Below are 22,059 nucleotides of genomic sequence, written 5' to 3'. Positions count from 1 at the left end.
GCACGACGTTCATCTGAGCACGACGGTCCTGATCTCCCAGGGGCCGAGGGCGAGTTCGAGCCCGTCGCGTACCGGCTCCGGAGAGATCGGCCGGCCGAGGAGGTCGACGGTGGTGGCCTCGGTGAACGGCCCGGTCACACGGACGGTCGTGGCGGTGTCGCTCATCGCCGTGAGCCGCATCTCCGTGCCGGTGCCGGTGCCGGTGCCGGCACCGGCACCGGTCCCGGTCCCGTGCGCGTCGTCGCTGACGCGGCGGATGCTGGAGACATGGACGCCCCGGCCGTCGACCCGGAAGCCGGTGACGTCCGCGGGCAGGCGGCCTTCGGCGGGCCCGGTCCCGCGGGTGACGAGGACGTCGTTGCGGAACTTTTCGGCCAGGGCGACGGCATCGGCGCCCTGCCAGCCGGTGGCACACGGCACGACGGCGAACCGGTGCTCGATCCGCATGCCCAACTCCTGTGCTCCCGGCACCGGGATCTCGCTCGCGGCCGGCTCGTCACGGAGCGGGTGGATGTTGACGCTGATCGAGCCGATGGCGCGCAGCAGGGTGAGGGCGAGTGCGGAGCCGTCGTCGACGACCTCGTACTCGCCGCTGTGGTCGAGCAGGACGGTGGTCGGACCGGCCGACACGAAGGTGCTCGCCGGGTAGGTCGGGAGCGGGTACTCGCCCCAACCGCCCTCCGCGGTGAGCCCCCGCTCGGTCACGGCGAACTGTCCGGCGGACGCGGAACGGGTCACCGGCTCGGGCAGCGGCACATGGAGACGCAGCCGGTGGTCCGCGCACCGGTTCAGGAACGAGGTGGAGACACGCACGAAGGGCTCGCCCGCGCGCACCTCCACCAGCATCTCCACCGGTGTGGGCACGGTCTCGTCGGCGCGCACGTCACGGTCGGCGGAGAGCGCGGCGGGCCACTCGTAGACGTGGGTGACGCGCATCCGGGAGCGCAACGGACCGTTTTCGAGGACGTCGACGGTGATGTGCACCGGCTCGGACACGAGTGAATCCGCCGCCGGGGGAGCGTAGTTGTAGCTGTCACCGCGGTCGCCGCCGTCGACCAGGCGGCCGACCCCGTACAGGACGGTGCCGTCGGCGCCGGTCACGTCCAGGGTGCCGTCGTCGGCGACCTGGACCTCGACCAGTCCGTTGGACAGCGCGCGTGCCGTGGCCGTCGCGGGTACGAACTGCGCGGCCGGGGCGGCGGGACGGTCGCTCACCTCGACCCGGAAGGCGGCCAGCCCGCAGGCCGGGACGCGCACGGGCACCAGCGCGCCGGCCCGGGCCTGCGCCAGCGTCCGCACCCGCCACTCGCCCGGATGCGCCGCCGCCGCGTCGGCGACCGCGCGGCGTAGCACCATCAGGTCGAACGGTCCGCTCGTCGGGACCTCGGCGAGATGGAACACCAGGGAGTTCGGGGTGAGTTCGTAGTGGTCGATGAGCAGCCCGAACAGTTCTCTGCGATGGATGCGGCGCAGCACGCGTTCGAGCTGCGAGGCGTCCATCCGCTCGTCGCTGAGCACGGTCGGGGCCTGAGACGCCAGTTGTACGGGGTGCGCCGAGCCGTCGGCGGCCACCGCGACCAGGTCCGACCCGTGCGGTGGCGCTACGACATCGACCTCGACCAGTGCCGTACGCGCCGACGGCAGCGGGTTGGCGACCAGATGGCTGTTGCTCGGCACCCGGGCCGCGGGCTCCGCGAGAGCGGCGTCGCGCACGGCGCGGGACGTCTGCGCGGCCTCGGCGAGCCGGGCCGCGACCTGGTCGCAGGTCTCGTCCGTGCCCGAACCGACCACCGAGTCATGCGCCGTCGACTCGATGATCTTGTGCCAGGCCAGCGACAGGAACGGAGATTCGTCGCGTTCGGACCACAGGGCGTTCATGCGTTCCGCCTGATCGACGGTGCGCTCGGCGACCGCCATCCGCTGCTTGAGCCCGAGCCGCACGGACAGCACACCCGGGAGGATGTTGCCGCGCACATGGCTGCGCAGTTCACCGGTGACGACCGTGGCCGGCTCGTCGCGCACGTGCCCGTGGACGTACTCGTCGAGCGTCGCGAGGGTGATGGGCCGCTCCTTGCTCGACGCACGCCTGAGCCACTGCGCCAACCGCGGGTCCGGCGCGTTGTGGTCCGTGCCCGCCATCGCCAACACCGGGTCGCCGCCCCAGCGCTCGGCCGTCATCCGGGCGTACTCGTCCAGCGCGCCGGCGATCCGGTCGGGCACCAGCAGGACGTCGAGGCCGTTGTCGTATCCGTCGAAGAGGAACTCGGTGCGCACCTCGGAGCTGTCCGGGGCGCGCCAGCGGAAGGCATGACCGTCGACCGAGCCCGGCACGCCGCGCCACAGCGCCGTGTGCTCGATGCCCGCGCGGGCCAAAATCTGCGGCATCTGCGCGACATGGCCGAACATGTCCGGGAGGTAGCCGACGGACATCGCACCGCCGAGCCGCTCGGCGGCCGCCCGGCCCATCTGCAGATTGCGCACGATCGTCTCGCCGGAGCAGAGGAATTCGTCGAGCAGGATCAGCCAGGGCCCGATGGCGAGCCGGCCCTCGCGGACCAGGGCCACGACCCGGTCGCGGTTCTCCGGACGCATCTCCAGGTAGTCCTCGATCGCGGCCATCTGCCCGTCGACGGTGAAGCGGAAGTCCGGGTCGGCCTCGGCCGTCTCCAGCACGGTGTCGAGCGCGGTGACGAGCCGGTGCCGGAAGACCTGGAACGGTTCGTACCACTCGCGGTCCCAGTGGAAGTGGGGTACGAACACGACGGAGTCGGGCATGGTGTCGGACACCTTCTGTGCGGGGGCGGGCGTCACTTGAGGGAGCCGGCGGCGAGCCCCGAGCGCCAGAACCGCTGGAGCAGGATGAACACGATGATCACGGGCACGATCGACACCAGCGAACCGGTGATCACCGACTCCTGGAGCAACGGCGCTCGCGCGGTCTGGCCGTTCCACTCGTACAGGCCGAGGGTGATCGGGAACAGCGACTCCTTCTGCAGCATCACCATGGGCAGGAAGAAATTGTTCCAGATGGCGACGAACTGGAACAGGAACACGGTCACCAGGGCCGGTGTCATCAGCTTGAACGCCACCGAGAAGAACGTGCGGAACTCGCCCGCGCCGTCCAGCCGCGCCGACTCGATCAGCTCCTGCGGGACGGCGGCGTTCGCGAAGATCCGCGCCAGATAGACCCCGAACGGGCTGACGATGCTCGGCAGGAACACCGCGAAATAGGTGTTGACGAGCCCGGTCGCCGAGAACAGCAGGAACAGCGGCAGGGCGAGCGCGGTGGTCGGGACGAGGACGCCGCCGAGGATGACGGAGAACAGAAACTCACGTCCGCGGAAAGGGAACTTGGCGAGGGCGTAGCCGCACAGCGCGGAGATCAGCGTGCCCACGGCCGCGCCCAGCACCGCGTAGACGACGGTGTTGACCGCCCACCGGCCGAAGACGCCGTCGCTGCGGGTGAACAGGATGCGCAGGTTCTCGAACAGGTTGAAGTGCGAGAACGCCAGGCCGTTCGTGGAGGCGAGGTCGCCCTGTGGCTTGGTCGCCGCGACGATCAGGAAGTAGACCGGCAGCAGGAAGTAGACGGCCAGCAGGAACATCAGCGCCATGACGGCCGTACGGCTGACGCGGCTCTCGCGGATCGTGGATGGCGTGCTCACAGTCCGGCCCTCTTGGCGGTCAGTCGCATGAACCCGAAGCTCAGGACGAAGGTGATGACGGCGATGACCACGGAAATCGCCGCGGCCTGCTGGTAGTTGTTCCCGGAGGCCACCGCGTACGCGAGCATGTTGGGCGTGAAGGTGCTGGAGATGTTGGAGGAGATCTGGCGCAGCACGGCCGGCTCGGCGTAGAGCTGGAGCGTGCCGATGATCGAGAAGACCGTGGTCAGCACGATCGACGGGGCGATGATCGGGACCTTGATCCGCCAGGCGATCGTCCAGTTGCTCGCACCGTCGATCCTCGCGGCCTCGTACAGCTCCTGCGGGATCGACTGCAGCGCCGAGTACATGATCAGCATGTTGTAGCCGGTCCACAGCCAGGTGGAGACGTTCGCCGCCGACCACAGGACGGCGCCCGGGCCGAGGAAGTCGGGCTTGAGCCCGATGCCGTCCAACAGGTCCACGACCGGGCTGAGTTGGGGCGAGTAGAGATACGACCACATGATCGCCGCGATGACGCCCGGCACGGCGTACGGCATGAACGCGGTGATGCGGAAGAACGCCTTGAGCCTGAGCAGGGGAGTGTCCAGGAGCAGCGCCATGACGAGGGCGACGAACAGCATGACCGGCACCTGCACGATGCCGAACAGGCCGATGCGCCCGATGCTCGACCAGAACTCGGTGTTCTGGAAGACCTGCACGTACTGCTCGAAGCCGCCGAACGTCGTGTACGAGGTGCCGTACTGCCCTCCGGAGCGTCGCACCACGCGGAAGCTCTGCCACAGGGCATAGCCGACCGGCACCAGGTAGAAGAGCACGAACGGCAGGAAGAACGGGGTGACGAACGCGAGGACGGTGCCGGCCCGGGGGCCGCCGCCGGTCAGACGGCGACGGCCCTTGGGCGGCTCGACCGCGCGGGCCGTGCTGGTGATGCGGGTAGCGATGTCCGTCATGCTGCGGTCACTTGCCCTCCGCGGCCGGAATGGCCTGGTCCTTCATGGACTTCAGGGCGGCCGCCTGCGCCTTGGCGAGCGCGTCGTCCAGCGTGCCGTCACCGGCGGCCGCCTTGGCCATCGCGTCCTGCAGCGCCAGGTTCACCGTCTTCTGGGTGGGGCCCCAGGCGAAACTGGTGTCGATCTTCTTGGACGACTCGGCGAAGACGTCGAAGATCTTCTCGTTGTTGTAGTACGGAACACCCTTGGACAGTGCGGGCAGTTGGAGTCCCGCGTTGGCGGCGGGGTAGAGGCCGCCGAGCTTGTTCTCCATCGCGAGGGCCTCGGGGTCGGTGTTGAGCCAGGTGTTGAACTTCACCGACTCGTACAGGTGCTTGCTGCCCTTCATGAACGCCACCGTCGAACCGCCCCAGTCACCGGAGGAGCCGTTCGCGCCCCACGTCGGCATCGGCACGATGCTCCACTTGCCGGACTGCTTGGGGAGGTTGTCGCGGAACATGCTGTAGCCCCACGCGGCCCCGACGTAACTGGCGATCTGGTCCTTCTGGTACGCCGCGTACATCTGCGTCGAGCCGTTGGCCAGGTCGGTACGCACGAGCTTGCCGGCGATCAGCTTCTGCCAGTAGTCCGCGACCTGCTTGCTCTGCGCCGACTGTACGGTGACCTGCCACTTGTCGCCCGAATAGCCGTACATCTTGGCGCTGTTCTGCCACAGGAGCCCGTTGAACCACTCGGCGTTGTTCGGGTCGAAGAACGTGATGGTGAGCTTGGAATTCGCCTTGTGCAGCTTCTGCGCGGCGGCCGCGTACTCGTCCCACGTCTTCGGCACGGCGATGCCGTACTTCTTGAAGATGTCGCTGCGCACGAACAGGGCCATCGGGCCGGTGTCCTGCGGCAGGGCGAACACGCCGGTGCCGTCGAAGCTGGTCTGCGACCAGGTCCACGGCACGAACTTCGACTTGGCCGCGCCGGCCGCCGAGCAGGCCGAGGCGTCCACGAAGGCGCTCTGGGTGCGCAGGTTGGGCAGCTCGTCGTAGCCGACCTGGGCGAGGTCCGGAGCCTTGCCTGCCTTGAGAGCGTTGCCGAGGATGCCGTACTGGTCGTTGGAGATGTTCTTGGTCTCGACCTGGATGCCGGGGTTCCTCTTGTTCCAGAGGTCGACGACCTTGTCCATGCCCGGAACGGTGTTCCAGTACTGGAGCGTGACCTTCCCCTTCGCGGGGCTGCAGGAGGGCGCGGCGGCCTTGTCCGAGGAGTCGGACGAGGAACATCCGGCGAGGACGACGATTCCGGTGGCCGCGGCGAGGGCGGCGAGGCGAGTGCGCCTGGCTGTGTTGCGCATGTCTTCCGTTCCCGGAGAACGACTGGTGGCGGGGTGCTGAGTGGCTTGGAACAACGGGCCGTGAGCGGTAACGTGAGCGCTCACGGGAGCGAAGTGATTGGGAGTCTGCGCTTATGTGCGGACAAGTGTCAAGGCTCCGGAGTCACACCCAACGGACAGAGGTGAGTGATGGCGTCGTCGGGGACCGGCCCGCGCCGGGTGACGATCGACGATGTGGCGCGTGTCGTCGGGGTGTCCCGGCAGACCGTGTCGCGGGCGCTCAACGACAAGGGCGAGATCGAGGCCTCCACCAAGCAGCGCGTCCTCGACGCCGCCCTCGAACTCGGCTACCGCCCCAGCCGGTTCGCCAGGGGACTCGTACGGCAGGACACGACAAGCGTCGGCCTGGTGATACCCGATCTGCTCAACCCGTTCTTCACCGAGGTCGCCGCCGCCGCGCTGGAGGCGGCACGGGCCCGGGGCTGGCATGTCGTCGTCTACGACACCGGCGACCGCGTCGAGGAGGAGCGCGGCACGCTCGAGGTCATCGCCTCGCAGGTGGACGCCGTCGTGGGGTATCTGACGCTGCCCGAGGACGAGATCGACAAGCTGACCCGCGGGCTCCCCGTGGTGCTCATCGACCGCGAGCAGCGCGCCGAGCGGTTCAGCGAGATCCGCATCGACGGCGAGGCCGGCGTGCACGCCGCCATCAGGTATCTGGTCGACTCCGGACACCGGCACATCGGCATGCTCGACCACGCGGCCCGCTCCGAGCCGAGCATCCGCCACACCTGGTTCGACGCCGCCATGTCCGCCTGCGGACTCGACTCCGGCACGGTGAGCCGCGCGGACCAGAGCATCGAGGGCGGGGAGCGCGCACTGGAGCGGCTCCTCGCCGAACACTCCGACGTGACCGCCGTGTTCACCTTCAACGACATCATCGCCATCGGAGCCCTGCGCGCCGCGCGCAGGCTCGGCCGGCAGGTCCCCCAGGACCTCGCCGTGATCGGGTTCGACGGCCTTCAACTCGGCACACTCGTCGAACCGCCCCTGACCACCGTCGCGTTGGACACCCGTGAACTGGGCGCGCTCGCCGTGGAGGAGGCCGGCCGACTGCTGACCAGAAGCGGCCCGCTCACCCACGACGAAGCGGCCGTCAAGGCCGAACTGCGGCTGAGCGGATCCGCGTAGAAGGGGCCAACTGCACTGTCCGCGAGGGCAATCAGGACATGTCCGCCTCCTCGGTCCTGCGCAGTTCGAGCAGCAGGGCCTGACCCGGATTGAGGTTGGGCATGGGCAGTCCGGCCACGGTCAGGACCGAGCCGGGCAGCGCCAGCCGCCCGTCCAGCGCCGTGGACAGCCAGGCGGGACCCGCCACCTGGTGGAAGGACGGCAGACCCGTCTCGGTACGGACGCGGATCAGATACGTCGCCTCGGGGGCGAGGCCGGGCAGTTGTACCCGCCCGTGCTGCCCCTCCGGTGAAGTGGCCAGCCGCGCCCAGCAGTAGAGCGCGGCCGCGCCGTCGTGCGCCACGACTCCGTGCAGCAGCGTCGCCTCGTCGGCGAGGTCTGCGCGGACCGTACGGCCGCCGTGGAGCAGCGGACGCAGTTCGCGGTGGAGAGCCGTCCAGGCGGTGATGCGGGCCAGCTCCTCCGGGGAGCAGCGGGTGAGGTCCTGTTCGATGCCCGCGTGCCCGAACAGGGCGGTGGCCAGCCGCAGCGAGTCGGAGCCGACGCGGGCGGTGGTGTGGCTCGTGGCGGGGCCGACATGGGTGCCGACCAGCTCGGGCGGCAGCAGTTGCCCGGTCCAGCGCTGGATGGCCTGGCGTTCCACCGGGTCGTTGCAGTCCGAGGCCCAGATCCGGTCGGTGTGCTCCAGGACGCCCAGGTCCACCCGCCCGCCCCCGGCGGCGCAGCTCTCGATCTCCAGCCCGGGGTGGCGCGCCTTGAGCGCGTCGACCAGCCGGTAGAAGGCGAGCACCTGCGCGTGCGCCACGGGCCGGTCGGCCGAGCCGTGCACGGTCTCGTGGAGGTCCCGGTTGTGGTCCCACTTGAGGTAGGCGATGCCGTACTTCTCCACCAGGGCGTCCAACGAGTCCAGCAGATGGTGCCAGGCCTCGGAGTTGGACAGATCCAGTATGTGCTGATTGCGAGCGGACGGGCCGACCCCGCGGGCCGGACCCAGCACCCAGTCGGGATGCTCGCGGGCCAGATCGGAGTCCAGATTGACCATCTCCGGCTCGACCCACAGCCCGAACTCCATGCCGAGCGACCGCACATGGTCCACCAGCGGCGTCAGTCCATCGGGCCACACCACGGGGTCGACGGTCCAGTCGCCCAGTCCGGCGTCGTCGGAGCGGCGCCCGCGGAACCAGCCGTCGTCCAGCACGAAACGCTCGACACCGACCTCCGCCGCCTTGTCGGCCAGCCGCAGCAGCCGGTCCAGGTCGTGGTCGAAGTACACCGCCTCCCAGCTGTTGAGGATCACCGGGCGGGGGCTGCGCGGATGGCCGGGGCGGGCCCGCACCAGGGTGTGGAAGCGCTCCGCCAGCCCGTCGAGCCCCTGGTCGGACCACGCGAAATGACACACGGGTGTGGTGTACGACTCGCCGGGAGCGAGCCGGATCTCCCCGGCACGCAACAGCTCGCCACCACCGAGCACGGCGGCATGGGTGCCCGCGCCCTCCGGCAACTGCTCGACCAGATACCGCTGATCCCCGCTCCAGGCGACATGCACCGCCCAGACCTCACCGGTGCGGAAACCGAACCCGGGCACACCCACCGTCATCAGATACGGCGAGTCCAGACCGGGCTTGCCCCGCCGCACCTCCCGGGCATGGGTGCCGAAGCCCACCGGTCGCCGCTGCGGGGACCGCTCCCGGCTCCACTTGCCGGTGAAGTCCAGGATCTCCGCGGCCCGTCGGGGCAGCGGCAGCAGCGTCGTGACCTGTGTCAGGTCGTACGGCGCCGGGTCGGCGTCCGCCCGGCGGGTCAGCGTGGTTCGCACGGACAGCACCCCGGAGGGCTCCATCACATAGGTGACTGTGGCGTCGAGTCCGGACCCGGGATCCGTGAGGTGCAGGGCCAGCTCCCCGCCCTCGGCCAGCGGACGGTGCGAGGCATCGACGAGACCCATCCTCGGTGCGGTGAACGAGCCGGCCAGATGGCCCTCGTGGGCCGGTGTGCCCGACCAGCCGTCCGCCTCGGTGGGCCAGACCGTGAACCGGCGCGGGATGTCGATGGAGTTGTTGAGCACGGCGGGCTCGGCCGTCAGGGCGAGTGCCGCGAGGGCGTCCGCGGACAGCTCGCCCGGATCGGCACCCCAGTGCAGGACTCTGGGCACCGGCTCCGTGAGCTCCACGACGAGTGCGGTGCCTGCCGCGCGCAGGGTGTGAATCCGCGCGGTGGTGTCCGACATGCAGAGTCCTGCCTTTCAAAGGGGTGACGGGTTCAGTTCTTCGCGAGCAGCTGCTTGCTCTTGGACTGCATCTCGGTGAAGACCGAGTCGCCCTTCTGCCCCGCGAAGTAGGCCTGGAACAGCGGCTCCAGCGCGTCCTGCAGGGCGGCGCCGTTGCCGTAGACCGGAGACGGGTAGAGGACCTTGTTCTTCATCATGTCCGTGAAGACGGACAGATCCACGCCCTTCGTGGCCAGAGCCTTGGCCGAGGCGTCCATGGAGGCCGGGATCGACGGGAAGAACGTGCCGGTCTGCGAGGCCTTCGACTGACAGGCCTCGCTGCCCATGTACGAGACCCACTTCCAGGCGAGATCGGGGTTCTTGGTGCCGGCCCAGATGTTGTTGCCGTTGGAGTTGCTCAGAACGGCGCGCGTCTTGCCGTCGGGACCGTAAGGGGTGGGTGCGATGCCGACCTTGAGGCCGGGGACCTTCACAAAGGTCGCGGCCTCCCACGAACCGGCGCTCTCCATGGCGACCTTGCCGGAGGAGAGCAGGTCGACGTCGCTGACGCTGTCGGTGAACTGGCCGATCCTGGGCGCGAATCCCTTGTCGGTCAGGGAGCGGATCCAGTGCATGGTCTTCACGAACTGCGGGTCGTCGTAGTTGAACACGGTCGGCCAGGACGACTTGTCACCCAGGCGCCAGCCCGTGGTGTCGACCAGCGGACTCCAGGTGGTCTGCCCGATGAAGTCCTTGGCCGCGACCTCGCCGTAGCCGTACGTCTTGACGTGGGACTTGTCGAAGCCCTTCTCGTCACCGCGGCGTCCCTTGTCGTCGATGGTCATGTGGGCGATCATCTTGCCCAGTGTGCCGCCGTCGTCGGGGTTCCAGGTCATCGAGTCGACGTCCTTCTCGGCATACCCCGCCTTCTTGAGGGCGTCCTCGTTGTAGTAGATGCCGGTCGCCGCCCAGTCCAGGGGCAGGGCGTACTGCTTGCCGTCGGTGAACTTCCATGCGTTCACGCCGACCGAGAAGCGCGACAGGTCGAACTTGTCCTTGGAGATGAAGTCGTCGAGCGGCAGCAACTGGTGCTGGGAGGCGTACGCCTGGAAGTACTGGACGCTGTTCTGGAAGGCATCGGGCGCGTTGCCCGCCACGAATCCCGCGGTCAGCTTGGTGAAGTAGTCCGCCACGTTGTACTGGGTGATCTTCACCGTCACACCGGGATTGGCCTTCTCGAAGTCCGTGGCGCACACCTTGTACGCGGCGGCCTGCTTGTCGTCCCACGTCCACCAGTTGAGGGTCTTGGACCCTCCGGCGGAGGAGGAGCCGTTGGAGCACGCGGACAGCACCGCTGCCAACGTGAGCGTGGCGCCCAGTGCGACGGTCTTCCGAACTCCCGTGATTCTCTTCATCGTTCCTTCTTTCGGGGTGACTCGGGGAGTGCTGGGGACGGCAGCACCGGGGGACGGGACGTTGTCTTCAGGAGTGCGCCGAATGCGCCGAGCGCGATGGCCAGGTCTTCGGGGCCGCCGGCGTCATGGCCGTTGAACTCCCACAGGCGCAACTGCTTGGGACCGGCGTAGGCGTGGTACGCGGCGATGGTGGTCGCCGGCGGACACACCTCGTCGCGCAGCCCGGCGGAGAACCAGGCCGGGGCGGTGGCACGACGGGCGAAGGCGAGCCCGTCGAAGTAGCTCAGCGTGGCGAACGTCTGCTCCACGCGGTCCCGCCGGGCCCCCAGATAGCCGATGATCTCGGCGTAGGGGTCGGCGTCGGTCAGCCGCGTGGCCTGCCGGATGTCGCACAGGAACGGCGCCTGGAAGTGGGCGGCGGACAGATCGGGGACCAGCCCCGCGACTGCGAGGGCGATGCCGCCGCCCTGGCTGGGGCCGACGACGGCGACCCTCGCGGAATCCACGAGATCGGTACGGCCGCGCAGGGCCTCGACGGCGCGCACGGCGTCGGTGAAGACCCGGCGGTAGACATAGGTGTCCCTGTCCTCGATGCCCCGGGTGAGGAAGCCCGGATACGCCGGCCCGCTGCCCACCGGGTCGGGTGTCGCGCCGCCACCCGCCCAGGCGCCACCCTGCCCGCGGGCGTCCACCAGCAGATGCGCATACCCGGCGGACGCCCACAACAGGTCGTCCACGGGGGCACCGCGACCGCTGCCGTAGCCGTGGAACTGGACGACGGCGGGCAGCGGCCCGCCGCGGTGGCGGGGCAGCCTGAGCCAGCCGCGGACCGGGTGGCCGCCGAAGCCGGGGAAGACGGCGTCATGGACGTCGACCGTCTCCAGACCGGTGGCCACCTCCGTCAGCTCCAGCGAGGCGTCCCGCTCCGCGCGCGCCTGCGCGAGGGTGTCCTTCCAGAACGTGTCGAAGTCGGCCGGCTCCCGGTAGGCGCTGCGGTAGGCGAACAGCTCGGGGACGTCCTGCTCGGTCAGCACGGAACCGGCTCCCCTCGGGGCCGCAGACCGGCATCCAACTCGACCTGTTGGCCGACCGGAAGGCGGACCACGCTCTCCTGGGCGCCGAAGCGGACGCGGACCGGCTCGGTGGCGTCACCTGCGAGCCGCCGCACGGTGACCGTGCTCAAAGCGCCGTCGGCCCAGGTGAAGTCGACGGCGAGCCCTCCGCGGCAGCGAAGGTCCGTGGCCCGGCCCTCGGACCACTGCGCGGGCAGCGCGGGCAGCAGGTGAATCGTGCCGGTGTGGCTCTGCAGCACCATCTCGGTGATGGCCGCCATGAAGCCGTAATTGCCGTCGATCTGGAAGGGAGGGTGGGCGGAGAAGAGGTTCGGCAGCAGCCCGCCCCACCGGGAGCCGTCGACCGGGGCGTCGACCGCCCAGTCCCCGTCGAGCGGGCGGCTCGCCTCCAGCAGCAGCGAGCGTGCCGTCGCGGCATCGCGCAACCGCGCCCGCAGGGCGGTCTTCCAGGCCCAGGACCACCCCATGGCACCGGGGCCACGGCGGTCCATGGACTTGCGTGCCGCGTCGGCCAGTTCGGGCGTGGTGTCGGGATCGACGAGCCCCAGAGGATGTACGGCGATGAGGTGGGACAGGTGCCGGTGGTACGGGTCGGCCTCCGGCAGGTCCTCGGCCCACTCCTGCAACCGGCCCTGCGCCGAGATCCGGGGCGGACGCAGCCGGGGCAGCGCGCCACGTATCTCGTCGGCCAGAGGCGTGTCTAGCCCGAGCAACTCCGCTGCTTTGAGGGTGCGTTCGAAAGTGGCCCGGGTCAGCGCCAGGTCCATCGCGGCGGACCGGGTCAGGGACCTCGGGGCTCCATCGACGAGGAAGAGGTTCTCGGGGGAGGTGGACGGGAGCGTGTCCAGGAACCCGGTGCCGTCGTCCACCAGCCAGTCGAGCAGGAACTTGGCGCAGCCGCTGAGCAGCGGCCACGCCCGCTCGCGCAGAAAGTCCAGGTCGCGGCTGAACTCGTAGTGGTCCCACAGGTGTTGCGACAGCCAGGCACCGCCCATCATCCACAGCGCCCAGGAGGGGTTGCCGTGGCCCATGCCGACCGGCAGCGCCCAGCCCCACATGTCGGTGTTGTGGTGCGCCACCCAGCCGCGGGTGCCGTACAACTGCCGTGCCACATCGGCCCCTTGGGCGGCCATCCGGTCGATCAGGTCGAACAGGGGCTCGTGGCACGTGCTCAGGCCGGCCGCCTCCGCGCCCCAGTGATTCATCTGCGTGTTGATGTTGAGGGTGTAGTTGGAGGACCAGGCCGGGCGCAGATCCGCGTTCCAGATGCCCTGGAGGTTGGCCGGGGGACCGGCGTGCGGGCGGGAAGCGGTGGCCAGGAGATAGCGGCCGAGCTGGAACAGGACGGTGGCGGTGAGGAGTTCGTCGTCCCCGGTGAGGATGGATCGGGCTACGTCGTGGACGCCGGAGCGTCGCGGGCCGATGCGCAGGGCGGTGCCGCCCAGTAGCCCCCGTACATCGGTTACATGGTGCGCGAGCAGGCGGTCGGCGCCCTGCGTGAGGGCCCGGGCGGTGATGTCGCTCGCGGCTGCCAGGTGTTCGGCGCGGTCCGCTTGGTCCTCTCCGCGCCAGTGCCGGGCCGCGTTGGTGGAGGAGGCGAGGGTGATCAGGACGCGGGATGCGCCGGTGACAAGCAGGTTCCCCTCTTGCACGGTGACCTTGCCGTCGGTGTCCAGGGACAGGGCGAGGGCGCCGAACGGGTCGTAGCCGTCGAGGGGGCCGTCGGCGTAGCGGAGGGGTTCGGCGACCTGGGGCTCGTGGGCGGGGGTGCCGTCCACCGGGATCTCGATGCCGAGGGCGAGGCCGCTCGATCTGGCCGAGCGGTGGACCGAGCGGTGGACCTCGCGCAGGGGAGTGGACAGTTCGACGGACAGGTCCACGGTGCCGCCGTCCGCGTCCAGGGTGGTGCACAGGGTGCCGGTGACGGCGTCGGCCCAGACCCGGCGGTGGACCGTGCGTGTATCGAGGGTGAAGCCGTCCTCGGCCACTGCGGTGTCGAGGTTGAGGGTGCGGCCGCGGTAGACGGCGCGGTCGCCGCCGACGACCGTCAAGTACAGGTCGGCGTACGGGAGATACTCCTGGCTGTAGCGGCCCTCGAAGGTCTTCATCAGCGCCTCGGCGCGGTCGTGATCGCCGCTGCGGAGGGCGGAGCGGGCCTCTTCGAGCCGCTGCGGGCCCGCGCCGGACGCATGGACCGCGGCGAGGGCGGCGGCCGGGCCGCCGGGCGTGCCGGACCACACGGTGGAGTCGTTGATCTGGACGCGGAACCGATGGGAGCCGCCGAAGACCATCGCGCCGAGCCGGCCGTTGCCGACGGGCGCGGCCTCGGTCCATGCGGCCGCGGGCGCGGGCCACTTCAGCACCAGGTCGCTGGGGGACATGGCTGTGCCGTCCAATCGCGGTGTACGGGCGGTCACTTGAGACCGGAGAAGCCGATGGAGTTGACGATGCGCTTCCCGAAGGCGAGGAACAGCAGCAGCATCGGCAGAGCCGCGACGAGGGCGGCCGCCATCAGGCCCGCCCAGTCGGGGGCGGCCTGCGGGGAGGACTGCTTGAAGACGCCGAGCGCGAGGGTGAGGGGCTGCACGTTCTCGCTGTTGGTGATCAACAGGGGCCAGAAGTAGTCGTTCCAGGCGTTGACGAACATCAGCAGCGACACGGTGGCGATCGGCGCGGACGACATCGGCAGGATGATCCGGAAGAAGATCCGGAAGGGACCCGCGCCGTCGATGATGGCGGCCTCCTCGACCTCGCTGCTCAGACCGAGCATGAACTGCCGCAGGAAGAACAGGGTGAAGGCCTGGAAGAGGGCGCCCGGCAGGATCAGCCCGCCGAAGGTGTTGGACAGCCCGAGGTCTTTGACGAGGACGAAGTTGGGCAGCAGCGTGAAGACGCTGGGCACCATCAGCGCGGCGATGAGGATGTTGAAGACCAGATTGCGCCCGCGCCAGTGCAGCCGGGAGAAGGCGTACGCGGCCGCCGCGGAGAACAGCACGATCAGCACCGTCTGTACGGAGGCGTAGACGAGCGAGTTGCGGAGATAGAGCGCGATGTCGATGGAGGCGCCCGAACCGCCCTGGGCCTGGGCGTCCGCGGTGGAGGCGATCCCCAGGACCCGCTCGAAGGCGCCCCAGGTGAAGCCCACCGGCAGCGGTGAGGAGGGGTTGGTCGCCAGCTTGTAGTTGTTGGACAGCGCGGTGCGCAGGATCCAGTAGAAGGGGAAGAGCGTGACCAGGACGACGATGCCGAGGTAGATCCAGGCCGCGATCCTGCCGAGCGGGAGGCGGCGGGAGTTGTCGCGGGTGTGGCGCTGCGCGGTGGCCGTCGGGCCGGGCGCGAGGGTGACTGCCATGACGGCCTCCTTCAGGTCAGGTCGGATTCGTTGGCGCGGGCGAGCCGCAGTTGGGTGAAGGTGACCGTGATCAGCAGGGCGAACAGGGCCAGCGACAGGGTGGCGGCGTAGCCGAAGTCGAACTGCCGGAAGGCCTTGTCGTAGATGTACATCTGCAGCACGTTCGAGGCGTTGGCCGGGCCGCCCCGGGTGGTGACCTGCACGATGTCGAACACCTGGAAGGAGTTGATCACCGTCAGGACGACCACCATGACGAGGATGGGGCGCAGCAGGGGCACCGTCAGCCGCCGGAACATCTGTGTCTCGCTCGCGCCGTCCACCCGGCCCGCCTCGTAGATCGTGGACGGGATGGTCTGCAGTCCGGCGAAGATCAGCAGGGCGTAGTAGCCCATCCACTTCCACACGCTGATCGCGGCGAGGGACGGGATCGCCCATCCGCCGCTGCCGAGGAAGAGGATCGAGTGCCCGGTCAGGTGCTTCAGGACGCTGTTGACGATGCCGAGGCTGGGGTCGAGCATCCACTGCCAGACCAGGGCGGCGATGACGTTGGAGATCAGGAACGGCAGCAGGATCACGCCGCGCAGGAGCGAGGAGCGGGTCACCCGGTGCAGCACCACGGCCGTCACCAGGGAGATCAGGGTGCCGAAGGACACGGACAGGGCGACGAAGTAGACGGTGACGAGCAGGGAGTGCCAGAAGACGTCGTCGCCGAACATCTGCTGGAAGTTGGCCAGTCCCACCCACTGCGGTGGGGTCAGGACATGGAAGTCGGTGAAACTGAGGTAGATGCCGCGCAGGGTCGGATAGGCGAAGAAGACCGCGAATCCGGCCACCGCGGGCAGGATGAGCACAAGAGCGGCCGGCAGGTCGCGGCGGCGGGCCGCCGCGGACCTGGTCGGGGTGGAGCGTCCCGGCTTGCGGGCGCTACGGACCTTGCGGGCGTGGGGAGTTGGGCCGAGGTCGGTGGCCGTGGTGGTCACCGCGGCGGACGGCGGTGTGGTCGGCGTCGTGAGCTTGCCTTGTGATGTGACCACCACGGCACCTCCTCAGGTGTCGGATCAGTTGTCGGACGGGTGGAACGGTCGGGCCGGAGAGGCGGTCAGAGAGTGATCCGGTCCACGTCGGAGGCGTAGTCCGAGGGGTTGCCGAAGCCGATCGTGTTCTCGCCGGCCTTCAGCGGCACGGACACGGTGATCGACTGCGGGCGGCCCCAGTTGTTGTCGTTGCTGCCGGGCAGTGGCACCTGGAAGGACGTGTCGCCCGTGGTGACCACGATCGTGCGGCCGGAGGAACCGTCCGTGTAGTCGAGCTTCATCAGGTACGTGCCGTCCTTCGGCGCGGTGACGTGGTTGATCGCCACGGATCCGCCGCCGCCGAGGTTGCCGACCTTCTTGCCGCCCGAGCACTCGGAGCAGTCCGATACGGATGCGTTGCCGCCGAGGGTGTTTCCGGAGGCCTCGGCCTCGTAGGAGACCGGTCCGCCCGTGGCCGGTGTGGAGACGTGAATCGCCTTGCTGGGTGCGGACGTCCGGCCCCTGGCGTCATGGGCGACGACGGTGAACGCGTAGTCCGTGCCGGCCTTGAGACCGTTGACCGTGGCCGAGGTGCCGGTGACGGTGGTCGCCCTGGAGCCGTTCGCGTAGACGTCGTAACCGGTGGTCCGCGTACCGGAGTTCACCGGGTTCCAGTCGAGCGAGACGCTGGTGGCGGTGGACTCGGTGCCGTGCACAGCGAGCGGGACGCCGGGGTGCTTGCCGGTCCCCTGCGGGGTGATCCGCAGCAGGCGTGAGCCGTGCGGGGGCAGGTTGTCGGTGAAGTGGCCGCGGACCGAGCCGAGGTTCTTGTGGCTCCACAGGTCGCGGACCGAGGCCTTGCCGCTGATGCCGAGGTCGCCGAAGTCGGCCGTCACATCGGAGTAGCCCTTGTCGAGGTTGAAGAGCGCCACGGTGTAACTGCCGTCCGCGTTACGGGCGTACCACACCTGCTGGGGTGTCTTCTGGCTGACCGGCCTGGCCGGGTTGCCCGCCTGGTCGACCGCGATGACCTCGTCGTTGGTGAGCAGCTTCAGGCCGTAGGAGTCGAGCTTGGTGAGGTCGTCGCCGATGTACAGCGGTGCGGACTCGATGGCCCACAGCGTCATGTAGCTCTGCCGCTCGACGTTGTTGATGCCATCCATCACGCCGACGCCGACATCGAGGGAGTCGAGGTTGTTCCAGTGCCCCGGCCCGGCGTCATCGATCCACGGCACGACGTCGTTCCAGCGCCCCTTCACGGAGTTGTTCCAGGTCACCAGCGTGTCGCAGTAGCACTCGACGTCGGTGTCGACGCGCCAGCCGTTGGAGTTGGCCTTCCAGACGTCGGCCTGGTTGTGGCTGAGCGACCAGGACAGGACGAACTGGATGGGCCGGCCCGTCTTCTGCAGCGCGGTGTGCCAGGCCTTGATGTCGGGGACGTTGTTGTGGGCGTCGTCGCCCTGGTTGGAGCCGGGGCCGACGCCGTCGATCTTGAGGAAGTCGACGCCCCAGGAGGCCAGTTCGTCGGCGACGGACTGGATGTACTTGGTGGTGCAGGGGCTGGCGAAGTTCAGCTGGTAGGAGACGTTGTCCCAGCCGCTCGTCTTGCGCAGGTCCGGGTAGACGATGTCCTTGGTGGTGCAGCCGGGTGCGTCGTATATCGGTGTCTTGCCGTCGTTGTAGTAGTCCTGATAGAGGCCCACGGCGAGATAGAGGCCGAACTTCAGTCCCTTGCGGTGCAGTTGGTCGGCGACGTACTTCATGCCGTGCGGGAACTTCTTGAGGTCCGCGGTCGGCCGGGCGTAGGCGTCACCGACGTTCTTGCCGTTGTCGACGTTCCAGCCGGCGTCCACGTTCACGTAGTTGTAGCCGTGGGACTTCAGCTTCGAGGCCAGGACGTCGGCCTGCTTCAGGACGTTGGTCTCGGTGACCCAGTTCTCTCCGCCGTAGCCGGGGAAGTTGGTCGATTCGAGGCTCCAGGTGCTGTAGCCCATGTACGGCTTGGCCGCCACGACGGGTGCGGCCGTGTTCCCGGACGCCTTGGCCGCGGGGGCATCGGCCGGGGAGGCGGCCCGCGCGGCGGCGGGCACGGCGAGGGCCACCGCGAGTGCGGTGACACAGGTCAGCGTTCTCAGACGTGAGGGTCGAGCTGGACGAGCCATGTGTGTACTCCGTCAGGGCGCGACTGCAGGCGTGATCGCCTGCGGGATCGGGGAAGCGGCAAAGCGGGCAACGGGCACGTGGGTGGGGGCCACGCTCCTCGCGGCGCCGGACCGTCCCGTCGGCCCCGACGAGGAGTGCGGCGAATGTAGGACTGGTTTCCTTCCGGCGTCAACATAGTCGAAGCCGCGAGATATCCGATGTCTGCGGGCCAGGGCGAAGGGTTTCCGTCAGAAAAGGGTGAGCGACCTGCGGTTTCCGGCCAAGACATGGGGTGATTCGGGTCTTGTCTTAGTTTCCAAAGGAAAGGTAAGGTCGGGCGTATGACCCTCGCCGATCAGCCTCCCGCGGCCGCCCTGGTCTTCCAGACCCTGCTCCAGCACGGCCCGCTGAGCCGTGCCGAGATCGGGCGGCGCACCGGGCTGACACCGGGAGCGGTCACCAAGGTGGCCACCCCGCTGATGGTCGACGGCTGGATCACCGAGGTGGGCCGTCCCACCACGGAACGGGCCAGCGGCCGCCCCGCGACACTCATCGCCGTCCGTGCCGAACGCGCCCTGTTCGCCGGGGTGAAGGTCACCGGCGAGGAACTCATCGGCGTACTCGCCGACTTGACCGCCCGACCGCTGGCCGCGAGCCGTGTCCGACTCGACTCACGGGACGTGGGCACCGTGGTCCTGGCGATCGCCCGGCTGGTGGACGAGCTGCGCGCGATGGCCGGCCTGACGCAGGTCGATACCCTCCACGGCATCGGTGTCACGATCTCGGGCGACGTGGACAGCCGCCTCGGCACGGTCCAGTACTCGCCCTTCCTCGACTGGCGCCGTGTGCCGCTCGCCCAGTTGGTCGAGACCGCCGCCGGGGCGCCGACGGTCATCGAGAACGACGTACGGGCGCTGACCGTGGCCGAGCAGTGGTTCGGAGCTGGCGCCGGCCTGTCGACCTTCGCGCTGGTCACCGTCGGCGCCGGCATCGGCGCGGGACTCTCCATCGGCGGTCGCGTGGTCTCGGGGGCGCACGGCGTGGCGGGCGAGGTCGGACATCTCCCGGTGAGCTGTGTCGACCGCATCTGCACCTGCGGCAACACCGGTTGCGTGGAGGCGGTCGCGTCCACGCATGCGATCACCGAGCAGGCCCGGCAGGCCACCGGCAACGCCCGGTTGACCATGGAGGAGGCGGTGCGCCTCGCACACGCCGGAGATCCCGAGGTCCGGGCGGTCTTCGCCGGCGCGGGCCGGGCCGTGGGCCTGGCGCTCGCCTGCGTCGCCAACCTCATCGGCCCGGAGCGCATCATCATCTCCGGTGAGGGTGTGGCCTCCTATGACCTCTTCGCCGACCACATCAGGCAGAGCTTCGTCGACCACGCGTTCGGTGCCGCCGTCGACTGCGATCTCGTCGTACGCCCGCTGCCGTTCGAGGAGTGGGCGCGGGGCGGGGCCGCGGTCGCGGCGCAGCGCGTCTTCGCGCCCGCCAAGTAGGCCTCGGCCAAAGGCCATGGAACCCGCGACCGGCGTCCCGCGGCCCGCCGGGAGGTGGCGGGCGACGGGACACCGGGGTCGATCGCCGCGCTCAGCCGCTGTGGGAGACGTTCAGCCCGTAGAACGCGACCCGTGCGCCGTTGGTGGTGCTGTCGGAGGACGACTGGTTGTAGGAACCGGCCTTGAAGTACTGCTTGTAGGAGAAGAACGACGACGGGATCGAGTAGTGGGTGGTGCTGCCGTTGACCGTCAGGTCGACAGTGTCGCCGCCGGAGACCGCGATCGTGTACGTCCAGGTCTTGCCGACCGAGACATGGCCGACGGTGTGCAGGGTCTGCCCGCCGGAGGGGGAGTTCTCGGTGCCGAGGACGATGTCGCCGCTCGACCGGTAGTAGAGCTCCACCAGCGGCTTGGTGGAGGAGCCGCCGGTGCCGAGGTGGATCTGGCCGACGCACACGTTCTTCGTGACCGACACGACCCGCAGGGTGGCGCTCAGCTTGTGGCTGCCGCTCAGTGACCAGTTGGCCGCGCTGCCGCTGCGGTTCATCTCCCGCAACTCGGAGCGGGCGTAGTTGGAGTTGGGCGTGGTGACGCCCTTCTCCGGAGCCCAGAACGTCATCGCGCCGTCGCGCTGGTCGGTGTAGAAGTACGTGTCCTGGTAGCCGTTCGCGCCCTGGAGGCGCGAGGACGGGATCGTGGTGGGGGAACCGGGGGAGCCGACGGGCTCCTGAAGCTGCCACACGGACAGGTCGAAGTTGCCGCCGGGAGCCTTGCCGGGATCGGCGGCGGTGGCGTCCCCGGTGCTCATGACCGCCAGTACGCCGACGGCGGCCGTGACGCTGACACCGGCCAGGACTTTCGAACGGATCATGGCGTGCCCTGCTTTCTCGATGGTGGGGGTGAGCACGTTCCCGAAGCATCTGATTCATGTCCTGATTCATGTCCATGAACAGAATGCTTGTTTGTGAACCTGGTGGGTGTGGGAGAACCTAAAGGTCTGAACCACCTCCGTCAAGAGGTTGTGAGAACTGTCCAATAAACAGGGGTGAGTTGAGTGGCATCCGGACCGGAGTCATCTCCAACGGCATTCCCTAGCCTGGTCGTTCAGTGTCCATGTGTTCACTGAATGGTGGTCTTATGAGGGAACCCGAGCAGGAATCCGGGCGTGTTCGCCGAGCCGCGCGCAAGGCGGGAAAGAAGGCGGGGAAGGTGGCGCTGGCGGCCGCGCTGGGCGCGTTCGTCCAATGGGTGGTCACATCGCTGCTCGGCCGCCTGAGCTGACCGCGGGCCGATCACGGGTGGCGGAATCGTGCGAGGAGTGGCTCGACCAAGTGCTTTTTCCCTAGGATGTGTTGCTTGGCGAACCGGTCCGCGCGATGCGGCTTGGAAGTGGGGGAGACGATGGAGTCCGGGAAGCGGCTGTCCACGAAGATCGATGCCACGGTTCCGACAGCCGCGCGCATGTACGACCACTATCTGGGCGGCAAGGACAACTACGCGGTGGACCGGGCCGCCTGCGAGGAACTGGACAAGGTGGTGCCCAGCACCCGCGCGCTGGCGCTGAACAACCGGCGCTTCCTCCAGCGCGTGGTCCGGACGCTGGCGCAGGAGTACGGCATCAGGCAGTTCCTCGACCACGGTTCAGGCCTGCCCACGCAGAACAACGTGCACCAGGTGGCGCAGCAGATCGAACCGGACTCGCGTGTGGTCTACGTCGACAACGACCCGATGGTGCTGGTGCACGGCCGGGCCCTGCTGGACCAGAACGACCGCACCGCCGTCATCCAGGCGGACATGCGCGAGACGGACGCGATCTTCTCCCACCCCGACACCGAGCGCCTGATCGACTTCTCGGAGCCGGTCGCGGTGTTGTTCAACTCGGTGTTCCACTGCATTCCGGACAGCGAGACCGACGGGCCCGCCGCGGTCGTGGAGCGGGTACGCGAACGGCTCGCGCCCGGCAGCTGTCTGCTGATGTGTCAGCTGGTGAGCGAGGACCCGGAGGTACGGGAATTCGTGACCGGCTTCATGGACCAGGCGACGCAGGGGCACTGGGGCCGGGTGCGCCAGGAGAAGGACGTCGCGGCGTTGTTCGACGGGCTGGAGATCCTGGAGCCCGGCCTGGTGGAGGTGTCCACCTGGCGGCCGGACACCGAGGTGGCGCCACGTCAGCTCACCCAGGAGTGGATCGAGTTCGGCGGCGTGGGCCGTATGCCGTAGCGGCACCTGGCC

At 69.0% G+C, this 22,059-nt stretch carries 16 protein-coding genes; 4 read left to right on the top strand and 12 right to left on the bottom strand.

Annotation, left to right across the window (positions count from 1 at the left end; translation table 11 throughout):
* Window positions 1-9 precede the first annotated feature (9 nt).
* Genes JYK17_RS06695 through JYK17_RS06680 form a run of 4 tightly spaced genes read right to left on the bottom strand, consistent with a single transcriptional unit; the run spans window position 10 to window position 5,960 of the window.
* Window positions 10-2,775 carry a glycoside hydrolase family 38 N-terminal domain-containing protein gene (locus JYK17_RS06695; RefSeq protein WP_222809998.1) on the bottom strand — a complete coding sequence of 922 codons (2,766 nt, stop codon included), beginning with the start codon at window positions 2,773-2,775 and terminating at the stop codon, window positions 10-12.
* Window positions 2,776-2,807: 32 nt separating this feature from the next.
* Window positions 2,808-3,614, bottom strand: a complete 807-nt coding sequence (locus JYK17_RS06690; protein ID WP_234548421.1) for a carbohydrate ABC transporter permease — start codon at window positions 3,612-3,614, stop codon at window positions 2,808-2,810.
* 47 nt (window positions 3,615-3,661) lie between these two features.
* Complete coding sequence (locus JYK17_RS06685) at window positions 3,662-4,618, bottom strand: carbohydrate ABC transporter permease (RefSeq protein ID WP_108015011.1); 957 nt, start codon at window positions 4,616-4,618, stop codon at window positions 3,662-3,664.
* 7 nt (window positions 4,619-4,625) lie between these two features.
* On the bottom strand, window positions 4,626-5,960 hold the full coding sequence (locus tag JYK17_RS06680; RefSeq protein ID WP_222809997.1) for an ABC transporter substrate-binding protein: 1,335 nt from the start codon (window positions 5,958-5,960) through the stop codon (window positions 4,626-4,628).
* A gap of 168 nt (window positions 5,961-6,128) precedes the next feature.
* Between JYK17_RS06680 and JYK17_RS06675 the strand changes: the two genes are divergently transcribed.
* A complete protein-coding gene (locus tag JYK17_RS06675; protein ID WP_222809996.1) occupies window positions 6,129-7,130 on the top strand; it encodes a LacI family DNA-binding transcriptional regulator in 1,002 nt (333 codons plus the stop codon).
* 31 nt (window positions 7,131-7,161) lie between these two features.
* Here the strand turns inward: JYK17_RS06675 and JYK17_RS06670 are convergent, their stop codons facing one another.
* The 7 genes from JYK17_RS06670 to JYK17_RS06640 all read right to left on the bottom strand — a co-directional run bounded on the left by JYK17_RS06670 (window position 7,162) and on the right by JYK17_RS06640 (window position 18,351).
* Window positions 7,162-9,357: an alpha-galactosidase gene (locus tag JYK17_RS06670; protein WP_222809995.1), complete on the bottom strand. Its 2,196-nt coding sequence runs from the start codon at window positions 9,355-9,357 to the stop codon at window positions 7,162-7,164.
* Window positions 9,358-9,389: 32 nt separating this feature from the next.
* Entirely contained in the window at window positions 9,390-10,751 is a 1,362-nt protein-coding gene (locus tag JYK17_RS06665) for an ABC transporter substrate-binding protein (RefSeq protein ID WP_128804161.1), read from the bottom strand.
* Window positions 10,748-11,785, bottom strand: coding sequence for an acetylxylan esterase (locus JYK17_RS06660; RefSeq protein WP_222809994.1), 1,038 nt, complete (start codon window positions 11,783-11,785; stop codon window positions 10,748-10,750). The genes JYK17_RS06665 and JYK17_RS06660 overlap by 4 nt, the downstream gene beginning before the upstream one ends.
* A complete protein-coding gene (locus JYK17_RS06655) occupies window positions 11,779-14,205 on the bottom strand; it encodes a glycosyl hydrolase family 95 catalytic domain-containing protein (RefSeq protein ID WP_222809993.1) in 2,427 nt (808 codons plus the stop codon). The genes JYK17_RS06660 and JYK17_RS06655 overlap by 7 nt, the downstream gene beginning before the upstream one ends.
* Before the next feature lie 32 nt (window positions 14,206-14,237).
* Window positions 14,238-15,176, bottom strand: coding sequence for a carbohydrate ABC transporter permease (locus JYK17_RS06650; RefSeq protein WP_222809992.1), 939 nt, complete (start codon window positions 15,174-15,176; stop codon window positions 14,238-14,240).
* A gap of 11 nt (window positions 15,177-15,187) precedes the next feature.
* On the bottom strand, window positions 15,188-16,213 hold the full coding sequence (locus tag JYK17_RS06645; RefSeq protein ID WP_222809991.1) for a carbohydrate ABC transporter permease: 1,026 nt from the start codon (window positions 16,211-16,213) through the stop codon (window positions 15,188-15,190).
* A gap of 62 nt (window positions 16,214-16,275) precedes the next feature.
* Window positions 16,276-18,351 (bottom strand): fibronectin type III domain-containing protein, encoded by a 2,076-nt coding sequence (locus JYK17_RS06640; protein WP_222809990.1) that lies wholly within the window; start codon window positions 18,349-18,351, stop codon window positions 16,276-16,278.
* A 321-nt stretch (window positions 18,352-18,672) separates the two neighbouring features.
* Between JYK17_RS06640 and JYK17_RS06635 the strand changes: the two genes are divergently transcribed.
* The gene (locus JYK17_RS06635) at window positions 18,673-19,827 is read left to right on the top strand and encodes an ROK family transcriptional regulator (protein WP_222809989.1); all 1,155 of its coding nucleotides are present in this window, start codon (window positions 18,673-18,675) and stop codon (window positions 19,825-19,827) included.
* 91 nt (window positions 19,828-19,918) lie between these two features.
* Here the strand turns inward: JYK17_RS06635 and JYK17_RS06630 are convergent, their stop codons facing one another.
* Window positions 19,919-20,698 carry a polysaccharide lyase family 7 protein gene (locus JYK17_RS06630; protein ID WP_108015149.1) on the bottom strand — a complete coding sequence of 260 codons (780 nt, stop codon included), beginning with the start codon at window positions 20,696-20,698 and terminating at the stop codon, window positions 19,919-19,921.
* A 266-nt stretch (window positions 20,699-20,964) separates the two neighbouring features.
* Here JYK17_RS06630 and JYK17_RS06625 point away from each other — a divergent pair, with 266 nt between their 5' ends.
* Both JYK17_RS06625 and JYK17_RS06620 read left to right on the top strand, forming a co-directional pair.
* Window positions 20,965-21,108 carry a hypothetical protein gene (locus tag JYK17_RS06625; protein ID WP_164932329.1) on the top strand — a complete coding sequence of 48 codons (144 nt, stop codon included), beginning with the start codon at window positions 20,965-20,967 and terminating at the stop codon, window positions 21,106-21,108.
* Window positions 21,109-21,228: 120 nt separating this feature from the next.
* Entirely contained in the window at window positions 21,229-22,047 is an 819-nt protein-coding gene (locus JYK17_RS06620; RefSeq protein WP_128804167.1) for an SAM-dependent methyltransferase, read from the top strand.
* Window positions 22,048-22,059: the final 12 nt, after the last annotated feature.

Source organism: Streptomyces plumbidurans (assembly GCF_019857225.1).
Taxonomy (GTDB): domain Bacteria; phylum Actinomycetota; class Actinomycetes; order Streptomycetales; family Streptomycetaceae; genus Streptomyces; species Streptomyces plumbidurans.
Note: the sequence above shows the minus strand (reverse complement) of the source record. Positions and strands in the feature narration are given on the sequence as shown.

What these genes read in the sequence shown, in the direction of transcription:
- JYK17_RS06625 (WP_164932329.1), top strand. Translation starts at nt 20,965, where the DNA reads ATGAGGGAACCCGAGCAGGAATCCGGGCGTGTTCGCCGAGCCGCGCGC.
- JYK17_RS06620 (WP_128804167.1), top strand. Translation starts at nt 21,229, where the DNA reads ATGGAGTCCGGGAAGCGGCTGTCCACGAAGATCGATGCCACGGTTCCG.
- JYK17_RS06695 (WP_222809998.1), bottom strand. Translation starts at nt 2,775, where the DNA reads ATGCCCGACTCCGTCGTGTTCGTACCCCACTTCCACTGGGACCGCGAG.
- JYK17_RS06690 (WP_234548421.1), bottom strand. Translation starts at nt 3,614, where the DNA reads ATGGCGCTGATGTTCCTGCTGGCCGTCTACTTCCTGCTGCCGGTCTAC.
- JYK17_RS06665 (WP_128804161.1), bottom strand. Translation starts at nt 10,751, where the DNA reads ATGAAGAGAATCACGGGAGTTCGGAAGACCGTCGCACTGGGCGCCACG.
- JYK17_RS06655 (WP_222809993.1), bottom strand. Translation starts at nt 14,205, where the DNA reads ATGTCCCCCAGCGACCTGGTGCTGAAGTGGCCCGCGCCCGCGGCCGCA.
- JYK17_RS06640 (WP_222809990.1), bottom strand. Translation starts at nt 18,351, where the DNA reads ATGGCTCGTCCAGCTCGACCCTCACGTCTGAGAACGCTGACCTGTGTC.
- JYK17_RS06685 (WP_108015011.1), bottom strand. Translation starts at nt 4,618, where the DNA reads ATGACGGACATCGCTACCCGCATCACCAGCACGGCCCGCGCGGTCGAG.
- JYK17_RS06630 (WP_108015149.1), bottom strand. Translation starts at nt 20,698, where the DNA reads ATGATCCGTTCGAAAGTCCTGGCCGGTGTCAGCGTCACGGCCGCCGTC.
- JYK17_RS06650 (WP_222809992.1), bottom strand. Translation starts at nt 15,176, where the DNA reads ATGGCAGTCACCCTCGCGCCCGGCCCGACGGCCACCGCGCAGCGCCAC.
- JYK17_RS06670 (WP_222809995.1), bottom strand. Translation starts at nt 9,357, where the DNA reads ATGTCGGACACCACCGCGCGGATTCACACCCTGCGCGCGGCAGGCACC.
- JYK17_RS06635 (WP_222809989.1), top strand. Translation starts at nt 18,673, where the DNA reads ATGACCCTCGCCGATCAGCCTCCCGCGGCCGCCCTGGTCTTCCAGACC.
- JYK17_RS06675 (WP_222809996.1), top strand. Translation starts at nt 6,129, where the DNA reads ATGGCGTCGTCGGGGACCGGCCCGCGCCGGGTGACGATCGACGATGTG.
- JYK17_RS06680 (WP_222809997.1), bottom strand. Translation starts at nt 5,960, where the DNA reads ATGCGCAACACAGCCAGGCGCACTCGCCTCGCCGCCCTCGCCGCGGCC.